This window comes from Cognatundibacterium rugosum (assembly GCF_014284365.1).
GTDB classification, from domain to species: Bacteria; Pseudomonadota; Gammaproteobacteria; order Burkholderiales; family Burkholderiaceae_D; genus Undibacterium; species Undibacterium rugosum.
Genome location: NZ_JACOGG010000014.1, coordinates 1 through 15069, shown reverse-complemented (window position 1 = coordinate 15069; position 15069 = coordinate 1). Strand labels below are relative to the sequence as shown.

Here is a 15069-nt window from a genome sequence, read left to right as displayed (position 1 = left end):
GGTAGAGGATTTATGCGCATTGTCTTAATCGCAGATACTTTTCCTCCATTGCGAAACTCCGGAGCGGTTCAGCTCCGTGATCTGTCAAGAGAGTTTGTGCGTCAAGGACATGAGCTCACCGTATTGTTGCCGGCTGCCGATATCGATGATTCTTGGGTAATCGAGAGAATTGATGGAGTTCAGGTAGTGCGTTTGAAAGCCCCCAAAACGAAAGACATTAATTATGTCAGTCGTACCATTGGGGAGTTTCTTATGCCGTATGCGATGCGCAGAAATCTTAGCAAGAGTCCTCTTGGTGCTCAAAAATGGGATGGGGTAGTCTGGTATGCCCCATCTATCTTTCATGGCCCTCTTGCGAACAGTTTGAAAAAGAGATGTGGCTGTAAAGGCTACCTTATCATTCGGGATATTTTTCCAGAATGGGCTGTAGACATGGGTCTGATGGGGCGTGGTTTGCCCTATCAGTTTTTCAATGCGATCGCGCAGTACCAATACTCAGTGGCGGATGTCATTGGTGTGCAGACGCCCGGCAACCGCTCCTATTTCGATAATTGGTTGAAAAAGAGTAATGGCAAACTCGAGGTGTTACAGAATTGGCTAGGCAAGCCAGCTGTAGATAAATGTGTTATTCGTATCGATGAAACATCTCTCGCTGGACGTAAGGTGTTTGTCTATGCGGGAAACATGGGCGTAGCGCAGGGGATGGATATCGTTCTGCAACTGGCAGAGAAAATGCTTGTCCGGTCAGATGTGGGGTTTGTGCTTGTTGGGAGGGGGAGTGAAGTAAAACGATTGAAAACCTTTGCCCAAGAACGAAGCCTTTCAAATGTATTGTTTTTTGATGAAATCGATCCCGATCAGATTCCAGATTTATATGCGCAATGCAGTGTTGGTATTGTTGCGCTAGACCCGAGGCATAAATCACATAATATTCCGGGTAAATTTTTGACTTATATGCAGAGTGGCCTTCCTGTTTTGGCGAACGTCAATGCGGGGAATGATCTGTCTACACTTATTCTCAATGAAAAGGTTGGCCAGGTCTGTGAAAGCAATCAAGTCAATGATTTGCTTGAATTGGCGAATACCTTGCTTGAGCAAATTCATGCAGACCCAAATTTATCGAGCCGTTGTATCCATCTTTTTGACCGAGAATTTTCGGTGAAAAGTTCCGTTCAGCAAATTATCAAAGCACTCTCTCACGAATAAAGGCATTTGAAATTAATTGCGTTTGAATCGCTTGACGTCATTTAGTGGTGTCGGGCGATTTTATTTTTTATGAGCCTACACAGATGTGTGGAGTCGTAGTTCTTTGTGGTCCCGTAACGGAATGGCAAGGCTATTTATGCGTAGATGCAAAGAGAAAAGCCGCTTAACAAATTTCTCCGTTAAGCGGCTTATATCTTGGTGGCCCGGGGCGGAATCGAACCACCGACACAAGGATTTTCAATCCTCTGCTCTACCGACTGAGCTACCAGGCCAAGAAACAAGAATTATAGAGATCGAAGCCCGCTTTGGCAAGGGGGGAGGGTGAAAATACTTGTTTTCTGCGCCAATTGTTCTTGATCTGGCGCATCGGAAGGGGCGGGGGCGCTGCCGTATAATGGCTGACTTGTTGAAGACAAAAGAAAAGGTCACGCTATGGCTCAGATACATCATTGTGATATTTGCATCGTTGGTAATGGCGCGGTGGGGAAGGCGGCGGCGCTGGGGCTGGCGCAAGCCGGTTTGACTGTTCGGGTCTTGTGCGAGTCAGCAGCACCGACGGTGGCATCGGCCGATTGGGATGTGCGCGTGTTCGCACTGAACCATGTGGCCTATGATTTATTGGATCAGTTAAAAGTCTGGGGTGCGCTCGATCATAGCCGGGTTGCCGCAGTGACAGGTATGCAGGTCAAGGATGGCGCGGAGCAGCGCGATGGACAGCTGGGTTTTGACGCCTATAGCGCGCGTACTCAGGAGTTAGCCTGGATAATCGAGAACCGCAATCTGAGTCTGGCACTCGATAGCGCACTACGTTTTGCGCAAAACCTGCAGCTGCATGTGGGCCGGGCGCAGCAATTGCATGTGGATACCCAGGCAGCCAGGCTGACGCTGGCCGATGGCGATACGATTGAGGCGAAGCTGATCGTCGGTGCCGATGGTGCGCAGTCCTGGGTGCGCGGGCAATGTGATATCGGCATAGACTATCGCTCCTACGGGCAAAAGGGGGTCGTCACGAATTTCGAGTGTAGCAAGCCGCATCACGGGGTAGCACACCAATGGTTTATTGAAGATCAGGGTATTATTGCGCTGTTGCCGCTGCCCGGACAGCGTGTGTCGCTGGTCTGGTCTGCACCGGATACCCTTGCTGATCGCCTGGTGCGTGAACCTTTGTCTGGCCTGGTGTCTGCGCTCGAACATTATTGTCTGGAGACGCATGGGCATTTGACGCCTGTGCTGCCTGAGGATATCAAGGCCTTTCCTTTGCGTCTGATATGTCCGCACAGCCTGATTGCTGAACGCGTTGCGCTGATTGGGGATGCAGCACATGTGGTGCATCCGTTGGCTGGGCACGGTATGAATCTGGGCTTTGGCGATGTGGCTGATTTGCTGCGTCTGGTGAAGCAGCGTGATGAATTCCGCGATTGTGGTGATGCGCGTTTATTGGAAGCCTATCGCCGCGCACGCAAACAGGATGTCTTGTTAATGCAAGTGACGACCGATGGTTTGTCGCGTTTGTTTGGTTCAAATCTGGGGCCGGCGCGCCTGATGCGGAATCTGGGAATGAACTTACTGGACCGTTTGCCACTCATAAAGAACAAATTAATTTCTCATGCGATGGGGCGCTAAGCCTCACGCCTCATGGCGATGGCCAAAGGAAAAAAGTAATGAAGCTGAAGTTCGTGGCAATCGCCGCAGTAAGTCTGTTATCCGGTCTGATCTCTATCCAGGTAGCGGCGCAGACGCCACAGGAAACCGCTGTTAAAAAACTGGTGGAGCCACGTCTGGGGGAAGGCGTGAAAGTCGATTCTGTGCTAAAAACCCCTTATTCCGGGTTGTATGAAGTCAGGGTTGGCAGCGATGTGATTTACACCGATGAAAAAGCGCAGTTTTTATTCGTCGGGAATGTGATTGATGCCAAAACCAGCACCAATTACACACGTGCCAGAGTCGAAGAACTGAGTAAGATTAAATTCTCTGATCTGCCACTGGAGCTGGCCTTGAAGATGGTGAAGGGCGATGGTAAGCGAGTTATCGCCGTGTTTGAAGACCCGAATTGCGGCTACTGCAAACAATTCCGTAAAACCCTGGCAGGCATGGACAATATTACGGTGTATACCTTCATGTATAACATCCTGTCGGATGATTCCACGGCCAAGTCTAAAAACATCTGGTGCTCATCTGACAGGAATAAAGCCTGGGATGACTGGATGGTCCATGGCAAATCCGCGTCCACAGCACCGGCAAATTGCCTCACTCCGCATGACAAAGTCCTGGCCTTGGGGCAGAAGCTGCGCGTGACCGGCACCCCGGCGATTTTCTTTAGCGATGGCACCCGTATCCCGGGTGCGGTCAATGCCAAAGGCCTGGAAGAAAAATTCGCCAGCATTGCTGGTGGCAAGGCCAATTAATGACTGAGTCCGCGGCCTGGACTGGCATTTTGCTGGCAGCCGGGCGCGGACGTCGTTTTGACCCGGCGGGTCAGCAATCCAAACTGCTGATACCCTGGGGAGAGTACCCATCTGTCGCAGTTGCCTGCGCCACACGTCTGTTACAGGCTTTTCCATTCAGCATTGCCGTGTTACGTCCCGACCAGCAGGAATTGCAGAGGCAATTGGCCGATGCCGGTTGCGCCATTGTGTTGACTGAACAAGCCGATCTTGGCATGGCCCATAGCCTGCGCGCTGCCTTGATGCAGACTCAGCATAGTGCCGGCTGGCTGGTGGCATTGGCGGATATGCCCTGTGTCACAGTTGAAAGCCTCCTTGCAATTCGCGATGCTGCCTTAGCCGGGCATCGGATCGTGGTGCCCGAACATCAGGGGCAGCGCGGCAATCCGGTTGCGTTCGCTGCGTCCTGTCTGCCTGACTTATTGCAATTGCAGGGCGATCAGGGCGCACGTGGCTTACTGCATTCGGAAAGCGTATACCGTCTGACTTTGGACGATGCCGGGATTTGCCAGGATATCGACACGCAGGATGACTGGCTTCATTTGCGTCACAATGGGGATATCTGAGCCCTTTTCGACGGATTGTCGTGCTTTTTGTTGGAAATTGTGACTTTCTACACAGTAAATGGCTTCTTCTGTGCGCAGATGTATATCTAACTTGAATATTTCCTCTTAGAATATCGTTTTCCCGAATTTGACAGGAAAATTTTCATGCGGAGGAGTTGCTCGTAAGCAGTATTTGCAAAATATTGCTACTGGTCGGCTTCATCGTGAGACTTGGTGGCGTACGGCTAAATTTTATGAATAATCTCAATCAAAAACTGGTAATACGACTGGGCTTTGCTGGCCTGATTCCGTTTGTTTTACTGACGGTACTGTGCTGGATCGTGCATCCTGACTGGCTGGGGTATTTCATCAAAGCGCAGCTGGCGTATGGCATCGTGATTTTGTCTTTCCTGGGTGGTTTGCATTGGGGCGTGACGCTGATGGCTCAGGGTAAGGACGACGAAGAAACCCGGCGGGCAATGATCTGGGGTGTCATCCCCACGCTGATTGCCTGGTGTTCTCTGAGTAATATGCTGTTCGGTTTTGTGGTGCAGGTAGTTGGCTTCATCGCAGCCTATAAAATCGACAAAAAACTGTATCAGAGTTATGCGGTACCAGCCTGGTTTATCGATCTGCGTCTGCAACTGACCCGTGTCGTAGTGGGCGCGCAGATATTCACTTTTATCGCCGCCAACGTACGTAGCTGAACGCCAAAACCAGAGTTTGCTCTGGTTTTGTTTTATTCAGGACTGACGCATCTCTTCCCCGGCGACTGACAGCTCATATTCAGCGGTATTCCGCGGTGTCTGTGTTGCACGCCATGGCTGGCAGGGGCAGGTTTCAGTCCACTAATTATTTAATTTGATTTCACTTTATTTCAGAAAGATCGTTGAGCATGGCAAAAACGACGACAGTACAGGGACGCACTGCGCGGCAGACAACTGCCGGTATTCACTACAGTATTATTCCAAAAGACCTGGCCGGTCACTTGTTTCAGGTAACACTGGACATTGCTCAGCCCGCCACCGATGGACAGATCCTGAGTCTGCCCGTCTGGATACCGGGCAGTTACATGGTACGTGAGTTTGCGCGCAATATCGTGCAGATCAAGGCCAGCGCAGCAGGTAAAAAAGTCAGCCTGAAAAAACTGAATAAACACACCTGGCAGGCAGCACCGTGCAAAGGTGCGCTGAGCATCAGCTACGAAGTTTATGCCTGGGATTTATCGGTGCGCGCCGCGCATCTGGATCAGAACCACGCTTTCTTCAACGGCACCAGCGTTTTTCTGGCTGTGCATGGTCAGGAAAACAGCCAGCATGTGGTCGATATCCAGCGCGCGGCCGATCCTGTCTGCAAGAGCTGGCGTGTCGCGACTTCGTTGCCTGAGCTGAAAGCCAAACGCTATGGTTTTGGTAGCTATGTGGCACGTGATTACGATGAGCTGATCGATCATCCGGTTGAAATGGGCGACTTCGCTCTCGCTAGTTTTGAGGCGTGTGGCGTGCCGCATGATTTCGTGGTGACGGGTAAAGTGCCGAACATGGACATGGACCGCATGGTGTCTGATGTGAAGAAAATCTGCGAGAGCCAGATTGCACTGTTCGAGCCACGCACGAAAAAAGCGCCGATGGATCGTTATGTGTTCATGACCATGGTAGTCGGCGAAGGCTATGGTGGACTGGAGCATCGCGCCTCGACTGCCTTGATCTGCAACCGCAACGATATCCCGCTCAAGCACCAGAGTGAAATGAGTGAGGGCTACAAGGGCTTTCTGGGCCTGTGCAGCCATGAGTATTTCCATACCTGGAATGTCAAACGTATTAAGCCTGCGGTCTTCGCCAGCTATGACCTGAGCCAGGAAAACTACACCAGCCTGTTGTGGCTGTTTGAAGGTTTCACCAGCTATTACGATGATCTGATGCTGGTGCGTGCCGGTGTGATCGATGAAAGCGCATACCTGAAACTGCTGGCAAAAACCGTGAATATGGTGTTGCGTGGCAGTGGACGTCTGAAGCAAAGCGTGGCCGAATCCAGCTTTGATGCCTGGACTAAGTATTACCGTCAGGATGAAAATTCCCCCAACGCCATCGTCAGCTATTACACCAAGGGTTCGCTGGTGGCACTTGGGCTGGACCTGAGCATACGCCAGCAGACTGCTGGTAAAAAATCGCTGGATGATGTGATGCGCGCCTTGTGGCAGCAATTCGGCCGTGACTTTTATACGCGGTTGCCATCCGGCGAACAGCGTGGCCTCGGTGAGCAGGAAATCGCAGCCATCATCGAAAAGACGACCGGTGTTGATGTCCGTCGCTTCCTGGATAAACATGTATTTGGTACCGAAGATGTGCCATTGAGTAGCCTGTATGCGGACTTCGGCGTGCTTGTGGATGGCGGTGTCGCGAGTCAGAAAGCCAGTCTTGGCGTCAAAGTGGCACGCGATGGCAACGACTGCAAGCTTGCCAATGTCTTTGAAGGACGTGCCGCGCATCAGGCCGGTTTGTCTGCGCTTGATGTGCTGATCGCGATCAATGGTTTGCGCATTACAGCAGCGGATGCCGCAGATGGCCTGAGCAATGCAGTGGGTCGCTATCGTATCGGTGAAACGGTAGAAATTCACGCGTTCCGGCGCGATGAGCTGATGGTCGTCAAAGCGAAATTGCAGGCCGACGATGTACCGGCTCAGCAATTCCGGCTGGCCGACAAGGCAACAGCGCTGGTGACGGCGCGTCCTACCTATCGTAAGCCTGGCAAGCGTTAAGCACCGTATTCTGCCTCAGAATATTGCGTAAAAAAAACCGTCTTCAGTGCTTGCTGAAGACGGTTTTTTATTGGATATCCCAGTATTCATGCGGGTTGTGAGCCAAAAACAGGCTGTGAGCCGCACGGAATATCAGACTTTACTTCAGACTATATTAGATTTTTCTTCTGACGCTCTGCCTGATCGCTCAGCACATCTCTCAAAAAAACAGTTTTTCCAATTCCGCGCCGGGTTCAGCGGCACGCATAAATGCCTCGCCGACCAGGAAGCTATGTACCTCAGCGGCGCGCATACGGGTCACATCTTCACGGCTCAGTATGCCGGATTCGGTCACGACCAGCTTATCCGCAGTAATCGCAGGTAGCAGCCCCAGCGTAGTATCCAGCGTGACCTCGAAGGTGCGCAGATTGCGGTTATTAATACCAAGCAGGGGTGTCTTCAGTGTCAGTGCGATATCCAGTTCTGCACGGTCATGTACTTCGACCAGCACGTCCATGCCCAGCTCCAGCGCACAGGCTTCCAGATCTGCCATCAGGCCATGGTCCAGCGCGGCCACGATCAGCAAAATACAATCGGCACCCCATTGTCGCGCCTGATACACCTGATAGTGATCGATGATGAAATCCTTACGCAGCGCCGGTATCGTGCACGCTGCACGTGCCTGTTGCAGATAGGCGGGTGCACCCTGAAAAAAATTTTCATCGGTTAGCACAGACAGGCAAGCCGCACCGTGATGCGCATAACTTTGCGCAATCGCAGCGGGTTCAAAATCTGCACGTAATATCCCTTTGGACGGCGACGCTTTTTTGATTTCCGCAATCACGGCCGCATGACCGGCTGCGATTTTCTGGCGCATGGCGCGCTCGAAGCCGCGAATCCCAGCACGGCTTTCAGCATCGGATTCCACCTCATCGCGCAGGCTGATCAGTGACTGATAGCGGCGTGCCGCGGCCACTTCATCTTGTTTGACGTCCAGTATTTGACGAAGAATATCTGACATATTTATTTCCCGAGTTGTTGGGTGACTTGCACAAACTGATCGAGCTTGGCGCGAGCCGCACCGGAGGCAATGGCTTGCTGCGCTTTTTTTACGCCATCGGCTATCGAGTCTGCCAAGCCCGCGCCATATAAGGCGGTACCGGCATTGAGTGCCACGATATCGCGCGCCGGGCCATCGACGTTGTGCATGACCTCCATGATTTTTTCACGTGACTCAGCAGCGCCATTGACTTTCAGATTGCGGTTAGAAACCATCTGCAGGCCAAAGTCTTCGGGATGGATATCGTATTCGCGGATTTCACCATTGATCAGTTCACCCACCATGGTCGGCGCACCCAGCGAGACTTCATCCATATTGTCACGCCCCCACACCACCAGTGCATGCTGTGCGCCAAGACGCTGCAGCACACGCACCTGTATCCCGACCAGATCCGGGTGGAATACGCCCATCAGTATATTGGGTGCTCCGGCCGGATTGGTCAGCGGACCGAGGATATTGAAAATAGTGCGTACGCCCAGCTCTTTGCGTACAGGTGCTGCATGCTTCATGGCGCCATGGTGGTTAGGCGCAAACATAAAGCCGATGCCCGTCTGTGCAATCGACTGAGCGATTTGTTCCGGCGTCAGATTAATATTCGCACCTAGCGATTCCAGTACATCGGCGCTGCCAGACGAAGAGGACACGCTGCGTCCGCCATGTTTGGCGACCCGTGCACCAGCCGCTGCAGTCACGAACATAGAAGCAGTTGAGATATTAAAGGTATGCGCACCGTCACCGCCGGTGCCCACGATATCAATCATATTCTGGGTATTCGCGAGCGGTACCTTGGTCGAAAATTCGCGCATCACCTGCGCTGCCGCCGTGATTTCGCCTATGCTTTCTTTTTTCACACGCAGCCCCATGGTCAGCGCAGTGATCATCACCGGCGACAGTTCGCCACCCATCAGCTTGCGAAATAAATACAGCATTTCATCGTGAAAAATTTCACGGTGTTCGATCAGGCGTGTCAGTGCTTCCTGTTGGGTGATGGTCATGATGCAGTTCCAGTCAAAAAGTTTTTCAGCAAGGCGTGGCCATGTTCAGACAAGATGGATTCGGGATGAAACTGCACACCCTGCAAATTAAATTCCTTGTGTCTGACCCCCATGATTTCTCCGTCATCGGTCCATGCCGTCACTTCCAGGCAATCCGGCAAAGACGCGCGCTCTATCGCGAGCGAGTGATAGCGAATGATGGTGTAAGGGCTGGGTAAATCTTTGAACACACCAACACCGGTATGGGCAATCACCGAGGTCTTGCCATGCATGACTTGCTTGGCGCGGATGATATTGCCGCCAAAGGCTGCACCTATGCTTTGATGCCCGAGGCAGACACCCAGAATTGGGATGTGTCCGGCAAAGCGATGAATGACAGGAATCGAAATCCCCGCCTCGGCTGGTGTGCAGGGGCCAGGTGAAATGCAGATATGATCCGGCTGCAGTTCTGCTATCTGCTCCAGCGTGATTTCATCATTGCGATAAGTACGCACATCTTCACCCAGCTCAGCAAAATACTGCACCAGGTTGTAAGTAAATGAATCGTAGTTGTCGATCATCAGTAACATAATTAAAACCTCTCAACACAAAATTAAAGTCTCTTAACACCGAGACGCAGAGCACAGCAGAGGATTACAGAGAAAATCGCTTAATGCCATCTTTTAAAACCGGCACCATAAAGTTGATCAGTAATCCAGTCCTTATCCCCGACAGTCTCAGATAAGTCAGCATTTGTGCATGATGTACTGGCATTATTTTGTCTACCGCTTTTAGTTCCAGAATAAGGCTACCTTCAATCACCAGATCCAGTCTGTATGCGGCTTCTACCCGTACACCTTTGTAATCAATATCTAAAGCAATTTGTCTTGCAAACCGCAGCCCTCGTAAAGACAGCTCGTGGCAAAGGCATTTTTCATATGCAGATTCCAGCAAGCCCGCGCCCAGTGTGCGATGTACCTCAATCGCAGCACCGATGACTTGTTCACTCAGCGTATCTCTGAGTCTCTCAGTGTCTCGGTGTTGAGCGCTTTTGCCAGTTTCCAATTCAGATGTCCCCATCCAATCCGTCTTGAACTTGTTCTGCGGCGCGTAATACAGCGCGTGCTTTGTTTTCGGTTTCCTGCCATTCCAGTTCCGGTACCGAGTCCGCGACTACGCCGGCTGCTGCCTGCACATACAGCATGCCGTCTTTCAGCACACCAGTACGTATCGCGATAGCCAGATCCATTTCACCGCCAAACGACAGGTAGCCGCAGGCGCCGCCATAGATGCCGCGTTTGACCGGTTCCAGTTCATCGATCAGTTCCATCGCCCTGACTTTAGGCGCACCGGACAAGGTGCCAGCCGGGAAGGTCGCTTTCAGTACATCGAGGTTGCTGAGTTCCGGTTGCAGCAGACCTTCTACATTCGAGACGATGTGCTGTACGTGGGAGTATTTTTCGATCACCATCTGGTCGGTCACTTTAACTGTGCCGGTTTGCGCAATACGACCGATGTCATTGCGCGCCAGGTCAATCAGCATCACGTGTTCAGCGATTTCTTTAGGATCGGCCAGCAGCTCGGTGGCCAGTTCTGCATCGCGTTCCGGTGTGGCACCGCGTGGACGGGTGCCTGCCAGCGGGCGGATGGTGACTTTTTTCCGACCATCATTCAGGGTTTCATTGCGCACCAGAATTTCCGGTGAAGCACCGATGATCTGCATGTCGCCAAAATTATAGAAATACATATAGGGCGAAGGATTCAGCGAGCGCAAGGCACGGTACAGCGACAGCGGGGAATCCACATAGGGTTTCTTAATACGCTGCCCGACCTGCACTTGCATCAGGTCGCCGGCCATGATGTATTCCTTGGCTTTTTCTACTGCTTTTAAATAATCTTCTTTGGCAAAGTCGCGGATGGAATCGGTACGTACCGACGCCGATGTCACTGGCGCATCCACGCTGCGTCTTAACATGGCACGCAAATCTTTCAGGCGCTGGCGCGCTTTGGACCAGGCTTCCGGTTGACCGGTGTCGGCGTACACGATCAGATACAGCTTGCCGGATACATTATCGATTACGGCCAGTTCTTCGGTCAGCAGTAACTGAATTTCCGGCAGGCCCAGATCATCTTTCGGCGCTTTTCCTGCCAGACGTTTTTCTACATGGCGTACTGCGTCATAGCCAAAATAACCGGCCAGACCACCGCAAAAACGTGGCAGGCCGGGGCGGGTCGCGACTTTGAAACGGCTTTGGAATTCGGCAATAAAGCTTAGGGGATTTTGCTGATGGGTTTCGACTACTTTACCGTGTTGCACTACTTCGATTTTTTCACCAAAGCTGCGTACCAGGGTGGTGGCTGGCAGGCCGATGAAGGAATAGCGTCCGAAGCGCTCCCCCCCCATCACCGATTCCAGCAAAAAGGTATTTTTACCGGCTTGCTGGCTTTGTGCCAGTTTCAGATACAGCGTGAGCGGGGTTTCCAGATCAGCGAATGCTTCCGCAATCATTGGAATACGGTTGTAGCCTTGCGCGGCCAGCGATTTGAATTCGAGTTCGGTCATGGTTTTCTCTCAGCCGCCCGCAGCAGCGCCATAGGCGACCATAGCGAGACACATGGGATGTGTGGACGGATAAAAACAGATTGATATAACAAACAAGAAGATGTGCGGAGGATGTGCACAGCCACTCGCGGCATTCAGTGGATTAACAGAATTGCCAGCGTCGCCATAGCCAGGCCTCAAAGGCACCTGGTGTCATGAATGGACGTTTGTTATCAGGAAACATTCGTGATTGGAATGATGATTTTTAAGTGGTTGTTGGTGTCGTCAGCAGTTTTGCTGCTGATAACAGGGTTTCGACTATACCATCACTTTGAATATTTTGTACAGGTTCGCCGTGGTTGTAACCATACGGCACGGTCAGTACCGGGCAACCCGCCGCACGCGCAGCGATCGCATCATTGCTGGAGTCGCCAATCGCCAGCACCTGCGCCGGTGGCAGCCCGAACTGCTGGCAGACCGATAGCAGCGGCAAAGGATGCGGTTTTTTGTGGGCAAAAGAGTCACCGCCGTAAGTCAGGGAGAAATACGGTGCCAGTCCTTTCATTTGCAGCAGAACCTGAGCAAATACGAGCGGTTTGTTGGTCACGCATGCAAGCTTTAAACCCAGCGCCTGCATAGCTTGCAAGCCGTTCATCACATCGGGATACAGTTCACTGTGCAGGCCATTGATTTGCGCATAGTGATGCTGATAGCCAGCCAGCGCCACATCGAAGTGCTGCTGCACACCAGCCTCATCGAAGTCTGTAGCCAGCACCTGACGGATCAGGTGTTCAGAGCCTTTGCCGACCATGCGTTTGATCTCGGCCAGTGTAATTGCGCTCAGCCCTAAATCCTCGCGCATACGGTTCACCGCCAGCAAAAAGTCTGGTGCGGTATCTACCATGGTGCCATCCAGGTCAATAATCACGGCACGGATATCAGTAAACATAGTCAATAATGCTTCAATATGCAGAGGGAAAAGCGGATGACCGGGCTGGGCAGTTCACAGCCCAGCCAGCACGATCTGCATGGGTATGCAGTTAATGTCAATGTCGCCTTGGTATTGCGCGAGTTTATGCGACCTGAGCCAGCTCGCTACGCATCGCATCAATGACGGCCTTGTAATCCGGCTTGCCAAAGATGGCGGATCCGGCCACAAAGGTATCCGCGCCTGCTGCTGCGATTTCACGGATATTGTCAATTTTGACCCCGCCATCGACTTGCAGCAGGATGTCGCGGCCAGATTCATCGATCATCTTACGCACGGCGGTGATTTTCTTCAGCGTGTGCGGGATGAAAGACTGACCGCCAAAGCCGGGATTCACTGACATCAGCAAGATCAGATCCAGCTTATCCATTACATGTTCCAGCACATGCAGCGGTGTTGCAGGATTCAGCACCAGACCTGCCTTGCAGCCATGATCGCGTATCAATTGCAGGCTGCGGTCTATGTGTTCAGAGCCTTCAGGATGAAAGCTGATCAGGTTTGCGCCAGCCTTGGCGAAGTCAGGAATGATGCGGTCTACCGGCTTGACCATCAGATGCACATCAATCGGCACCTGCACATGCGGGCGTATCGCTTCGCAGACCAGTGGGCCTATCGTCAGGTTAGGCACGTAATGGTTATCCATCACGTCAAAATGGATCATGTCGGCACCGGCCGCAACGACGTTTCTGACTTCCTCGCCGAGGCGGGCGAAGTCAGCGGATAAAATACTGGGAGCAATACGATAGGTAGTCATGATGTGGTCCGGCAAAAAAAGATGCGGTATTTTACTCCGCAACCATGCTCTTTATCGTCGAATCCTACTAAACCGTCTAAGCTCTGGCACAATGTCAGTTTGAAAAGCACCAAAGGGTAGTTCAGCCTTGCTGGGACTATTTTGCGTAAGTCCTAAGAGTATGTGCAAGTTATTACAAGCCAGAAAAGGTCCATATGTCTGCTTACCAGATGCGCGTCTCCGTGGTGACGCAATATATAGAAGAGCAATCCGAACCGGATAAGTCCCATTTTGTGTTCGCTTATACCATCAGCATTACGAATAGCGGCGAAGTGGCAGCACAAGTGATATCGCGTCACTGGATTATTAATGATGCGAATAATCATATTGAAGAGGTCAAGGGGTTGGGCGTAGTCGGCCATCAGCCTTTCCTGCCGCCGGGGCAAAGCTTTGAGTACACCAGTGGCTGTATCTTGAAAACGCCGCAGGGCAGTATGAAGGGGTACTACTTCTGTGTGGCAGAAGACGCTACCCGTTTTGAAGTGGAGATTCCGGAATTTGTCTTGTCTTTACCGCGAACCTTGCATTGAGCAGGCATAAAGTTAGCTGGTGCCGTTCTCCGTGTCTTCGGGTTTGGTGTGTGGCTTATGCCGGATTGGTCGCTGCGGACGGCCCGAAAACATGGTCCACCATACGATAAAGATCAAGATGCCCAATGCAATTGCAGCCTCTAATAACAATAACCACATAATAGCTGTCCTCTGTTCGCAAAAATATCGTTGTATGTTGAATGTTCGGTGTCTGGCAGTGAAGTCATGCTGCCGCAGATGCTGAGCAAATAGTAACGCTTACCAAGAATTTTTTCTTACATCTAGACTCAGGAGATCACATGGAATTCGAATGCATACTTGTTGAAACCAAAGAAAAGGTGGGCCTGATCACGTTGCATCGCCCTAAGGCGCTGAACGCTTTGAATGATCAGTTGATGAATGAACTCGGCCAGGCGCTGAAGTCCTTTGATCAGAATGAGGCGGTGCAATGCATCGTCATCACTGGCAGTGAAAAAGCCTTTGCAGCAGGTGCCGATATCGCGGCCATGGCAAATTACAGCTTCATGGATACCTATAAAGAAGACTACATTACCCGCAACTGGGAAACCATACGTCAGATTCGGAAGCCAGTGATTGCTGCCGTGGCGGGCTATGCACTGGGCGGTGGTTGCGAACTGGCGATGATGTGCGACTTTATTATTGCGGCGGATAATGCCAAATTTGGCCAGCCTGAAATCAAGCTTGGTACCTTGCCTGGTGCCGGGGGCACTCAGCGTTTGCCGCGCGCTATTTCTAAATCCAAAGCAATGGATATGTGTCTGACCGCGCGCATGATGGACGCGGAAGAGGCGGAGCGTGCGGGGCTGGTATCCCGTATCGTGCCGGTGGATCAGTTACTGGAAGAAGCGCTGACTGCAGCAAATACCATTGCGGCCATGTCCCTGCCAGTCATTATGATGATTAAAGAATCGGTCAACCGCGCCTATGAAACCACCTTATCGGAAGGTGTGCATTTTGAACGCCGCTTATTCCAGGCCAGTTTTGGGACGGAAGATCAGAAAGAGGGTATGAAAGCCTTCCTGGAAAAACGTCCGGCTGCATTTAAAAATAAATAACCAATATAAATTATTTGAACGAGGGGCTTGCAAAGATTCAGCGAGTCCTTCATAATCTCGTTTCTCTGCTGCTGACGAACAAAACGATTCGAAGCAAAAGCCGGAAGGCAAGCAGAAAAAAGAATTCAATATTCTGTGATCTTTAACAATTAACAGTCAATAAATGTGAGCACT

The 15069-nt window shown here is 51.6% G+C and carries 16 protein-coding genes and 1 tRNA gene; 8 read left to right on the top strand and 9 right to left on the bottom strand.

Annotated features, from left to right (window positions below):
• Positions 1 to 12 precede the first annotated feature (12 nt).
• Positions 13 to 1206: a glycosyltransferase family 4 protein gene (locus H8K47_RS13255; protein ID WP_186881893.1), complete on the top strand. Its 1194-nt coding sequence runs from the start codon at positions 13 to 15 to the stop codon at positions 1204 to 1206.
• Positions 1207 to 1402: 196 nt separating this feature from the next.
• Here H8K47_RS13255 and H8K47_RS13250 read toward each other — a convergent pair.
• Positions 1403 to 1478 (bottom strand) — tRNA-Phe (locus tag H8K47_RS13250).
• 160 nt (positions 1479 to 1638) lie between these two features.
• Here H8K47_RS13250 and H8K47_RS13245 point away from each other — a divergent pair.
• The 5 genes from H8K47_RS13245 to H8K47_RS13225 all read left to right on the top strand — a co-directional run bounded on the left by H8K47_RS13245 (position 1639) and on the right by H8K47_RS13225 (position 6953).
• Positions 1639 to 2829 (top strand): FAD-dependent monooxygenase, encoded by a 1191-nt coding sequence (locus H8K47_RS13245; protein WP_186881892.1) that lies wholly within the window; start codon positions 1639 to 1641, stop codon positions 2827 to 2829.
• A 38-nt stretch (positions 2830 to 2867) separates the two neighbouring features.
• Entirely contained in the window at positions 2868 to 3611 is a 744-nt protein-coding gene (locus H8K47_RS13240) for a DsbC family protein (protein ID WP_186881891.1), read from the top strand.
• Positions 3611 to 4216: a nucleotidyltransferase family protein gene (locus tag H8K47_RS13235; RefSeq protein WP_186881890.1), complete on the top strand. Its 606-nt coding sequence runs from the start codon at positions 3611 to 3613 to the stop codon at positions 4214 to 4216. The genes H8K47_RS13240 and H8K47_RS13235 overlap by 1 nt, the downstream gene beginning before the upstream one ends.
• A gap of 233 nt (positions 4217 to 4449) precedes the next feature.
• Positions 4450 to 4902, top strand: a complete 453-nt coding sequence (locus H8K47_RS13230) for a DUF3429 domain-containing protein (protein WP_162018869.1) — start codon at positions 4450 to 4452, stop codon at positions 4900 to 4902.
• A gap of 188 nt (positions 4903 to 5090) precedes the next feature.
• Positions 5091 to 6953 carry a M61 family metallopeptidase gene (locus tag H8K47_RS13225; protein ID WP_186881889.1) on the top strand — a complete coding sequence of 621 codons (1863 nt, stop codon included), beginning with the start codon at positions 5091 to 5093 and terminating at the stop codon, positions 6951 to 6953.
• 199 nt (positions 6954 to 7152) lie between these two features.
• Here H8K47_RS13225 and trpC read toward each other — a convergent pair whose 3' ends face one another.
• The 7 genes from trpC to rpe all read right to left on the bottom strand — a co-directional run bounded on the left by trpC (position 7153) and on the right by rpe (position 13250).
• A complete protein-coding gene (trpC, locus tag H8K47_RS13220; RefSeq protein WP_186881888.1) occupies positions 7153 to 7953 on the bottom strand; it encodes an indole-3-glycerol phosphate synthase TrpC in 801 nt (266 codons plus the stop codon).
• A 2-nt stretch (positions 7954 to 7955) separates the two neighbouring features.
• Positions 7956 to 8987: an anthranilate phosphoribosyltransferase gene (gene trpD, locus H8K47_RS13215; protein ID WP_186881887.1), complete on the bottom strand. Its 1032-nt coding sequence runs from the start codon at positions 8985 to 8987 to the stop codon at positions 7956 to 7958.
• Entirely contained in the window at positions 8984 to 9556 is a 573-nt protein-coding gene (locus H8K47_RS13210; protein ID WP_186881886.1) for an anthranilate synthase component II, read from the bottom strand. Before H8K47_RS13210 ends, trpD begins: the two co-directional genes overlap by 4 nt.
• Positions 9557 to 9620: 64 nt before the next feature.
• A complete protein-coding gene (locus tag H8K47_RS13205) occupies positions 9621 to 10031 on the bottom strand; it encodes a GxxExxY protein (protein ID WP_230410208.1) in 411 nt (136 codons plus the stop codon).
• Between the two features lies 1 nt (position 10032).
• Entirely contained in the window at positions 10033 to 11529 is a 1497-nt protein-coding gene (gene trpE / locus H8K47_RS13200; RefSeq protein WP_186881884.1) for an anthranilate synthase component I, read from the bottom strand.
• 244 nt (positions 11530 to 11773) lie between these two features.
• The gene (locus tag H8K47_RS13195; RefSeq protein ID WP_186881883.1) at positions 11774 to 12457 is read right to left on the bottom strand and encodes a phosphoglycolate phosphatase; all 684 of its coding nucleotides are present in this window, start codon (positions 12455 to 12457) and stop codon (positions 11774 to 11776) included.
• A 124-nt stretch (positions 12458 to 12581) separates the two neighbouring features.
• Complete coding sequence (gene rpe / locus H8K47_RS13190) at positions 12582 to 13250, bottom strand: ribulose-phosphate 3-epimerase (protein WP_186881882.1); 669 nt, start codon at positions 13248 to 13250, stop codon at positions 12582 to 12584.
• Between the two features lie 194 nt (positions 13251 to 13444).
• On the opposite strand from rpe, the gene apaG reads away from it, so the two are divergent.
• On the top strand, positions 13445 to 13819 hold the full coding sequence (gene apaG, locus H8K47_RS13185) for a Co2+/Mg2+ efflux protein ApaG (RefSeq protein ID WP_186881881.1): 375 nt from the start codon (positions 13445 to 13447) through the stop codon (positions 13817 to 13819).
• 12 nt (positions 13820 to 13831) lie between these two features.
• Here the strand turns inward: apaG and H8K47_RS13180 are convergent, their stop codons facing one another.
• Entirely contained in the window at positions 13832 to 13978 is a 147-nt protein-coding gene (locus H8K47_RS13180; protein WP_186881880.1) for a hypothetical protein, read from the bottom strand.
• A 140-nt stretch (positions 13979 to 14118) separates the two neighbouring features.
• Between H8K47_RS13180 and H8K47_RS13175 the strand changes: the two genes are divergently transcribed.
• Positions 14119 to 14895 (top strand): enoyl-CoA hydratase, encoded by a 777-nt coding sequence (locus H8K47_RS13175; protein WP_186881879.1) that lies wholly within the window; start codon positions 14119 to 14121, stop codon positions 14893 to 14895.
• Positions 14896 to 15069 lie beyond the last annotated feature (174 nt).

Excerpts from the sequence above, each read along its gene's own strand:
- rpe (WP_186881882.1), bottom strand. The coding sequence starts at position 13,250 with ATGACTACCTATCGTATTGCTCCCAGTATTTTATCCGCTGACTTCGCC.
- H8K47_RS13225 (WP_186881889.1), top strand. The coding sequence starts at position 5,091 with ATGGCAAAAACGACGACAGTACAGGGACGCACTGCGCGGCAGACAACT.
- apaG (WP_186881881.1), top strand. The coding sequence starts at position 13,445 with ATGTCTGCTTACCAGATGCGCGTCTCCGTGGTGACGCAATATATAGAA.
- H8K47_RS13245 (WP_186881892.1), top strand. The coding sequence starts at position 1,639 with ATGGCTCAGATACATCATTGTGATATTTGCATCGTTGGTAATGGCGCG.
- H8K47_RS13210 (WP_186881886.1), bottom strand. The coding sequence starts at position 9,556 with ATGTTACTGATGATCGACAACTACGATTCATTTACTTACAACCTGGTG.
- H8K47_RS13175 (WP_186881879.1), top strand. The coding sequence starts at position 14,119 with ATGGAATTCGAATGCATACTTGTTGAAACCAAAGAAAAGGTGGGCCTG.
- trpC (WP_186881888.1), bottom strand. The coding sequence starts at position 7,953 with ATGTCAGATATTCTTCGTCAAATACTGGACGTCAAACAAGATGAAGTG.
- H8K47_RS13180 (WP_186881880.1), bottom strand. The coding sequence starts at position 13,978 with ATGTGGTTATTGTTATTAGAGGCTGCAATTGCATTGGGCATCTTGATC.
- H8K47_RS13235 (WP_186881890.1), top strand. The coding sequence starts at position 3,611 with ATGACTGAGTCCGCGGCCTGGACTGGCATTTTGCTGGCAGCCGGGCGC.
- H8K47_RS13195 (WP_186881883.1), bottom strand. The coding sequence starts at position 12,457 with ATGTTTACTGATATCCGTGCCGTGATTATTGACCTGGATGGCACCATG.
- trpE (WP_186881884.1), bottom strand. The coding sequence starts at position 11,529 with ATGACCGAACTCGAATTCAAATCGCTGGCCGCGCAAGGCTACAACCGT.
- trpD (WP_186881887.1), bottom strand. The coding sequence starts at position 8,987 with ATGACCATCACCCAACAGGAAGCACTGACACGCCTGATCGAACACCGT.
- H8K47_RS13230 (WP_162018869.1), top strand. The coding sequence starts at position 4,450 with ATGAATAATCTCAATCAAAAACTGGTAATACGACTGGGCTTTGCTGGC.
- H8K47_RS13240 (WP_186881891.1), top strand. The coding sequence starts at position 2,868 with ATGAAGCTGAAGTTCGTGGCAATCGCCGCAGTAAGTCTGTTATCCGGT.
- H8K47_RS13255 (WP_186881893.1), top strand. The coding sequence starts at position 13 with ATGCGCATTGTCTTAATCGCAGATACTTTTCCTCCATTGCGAAACTCC.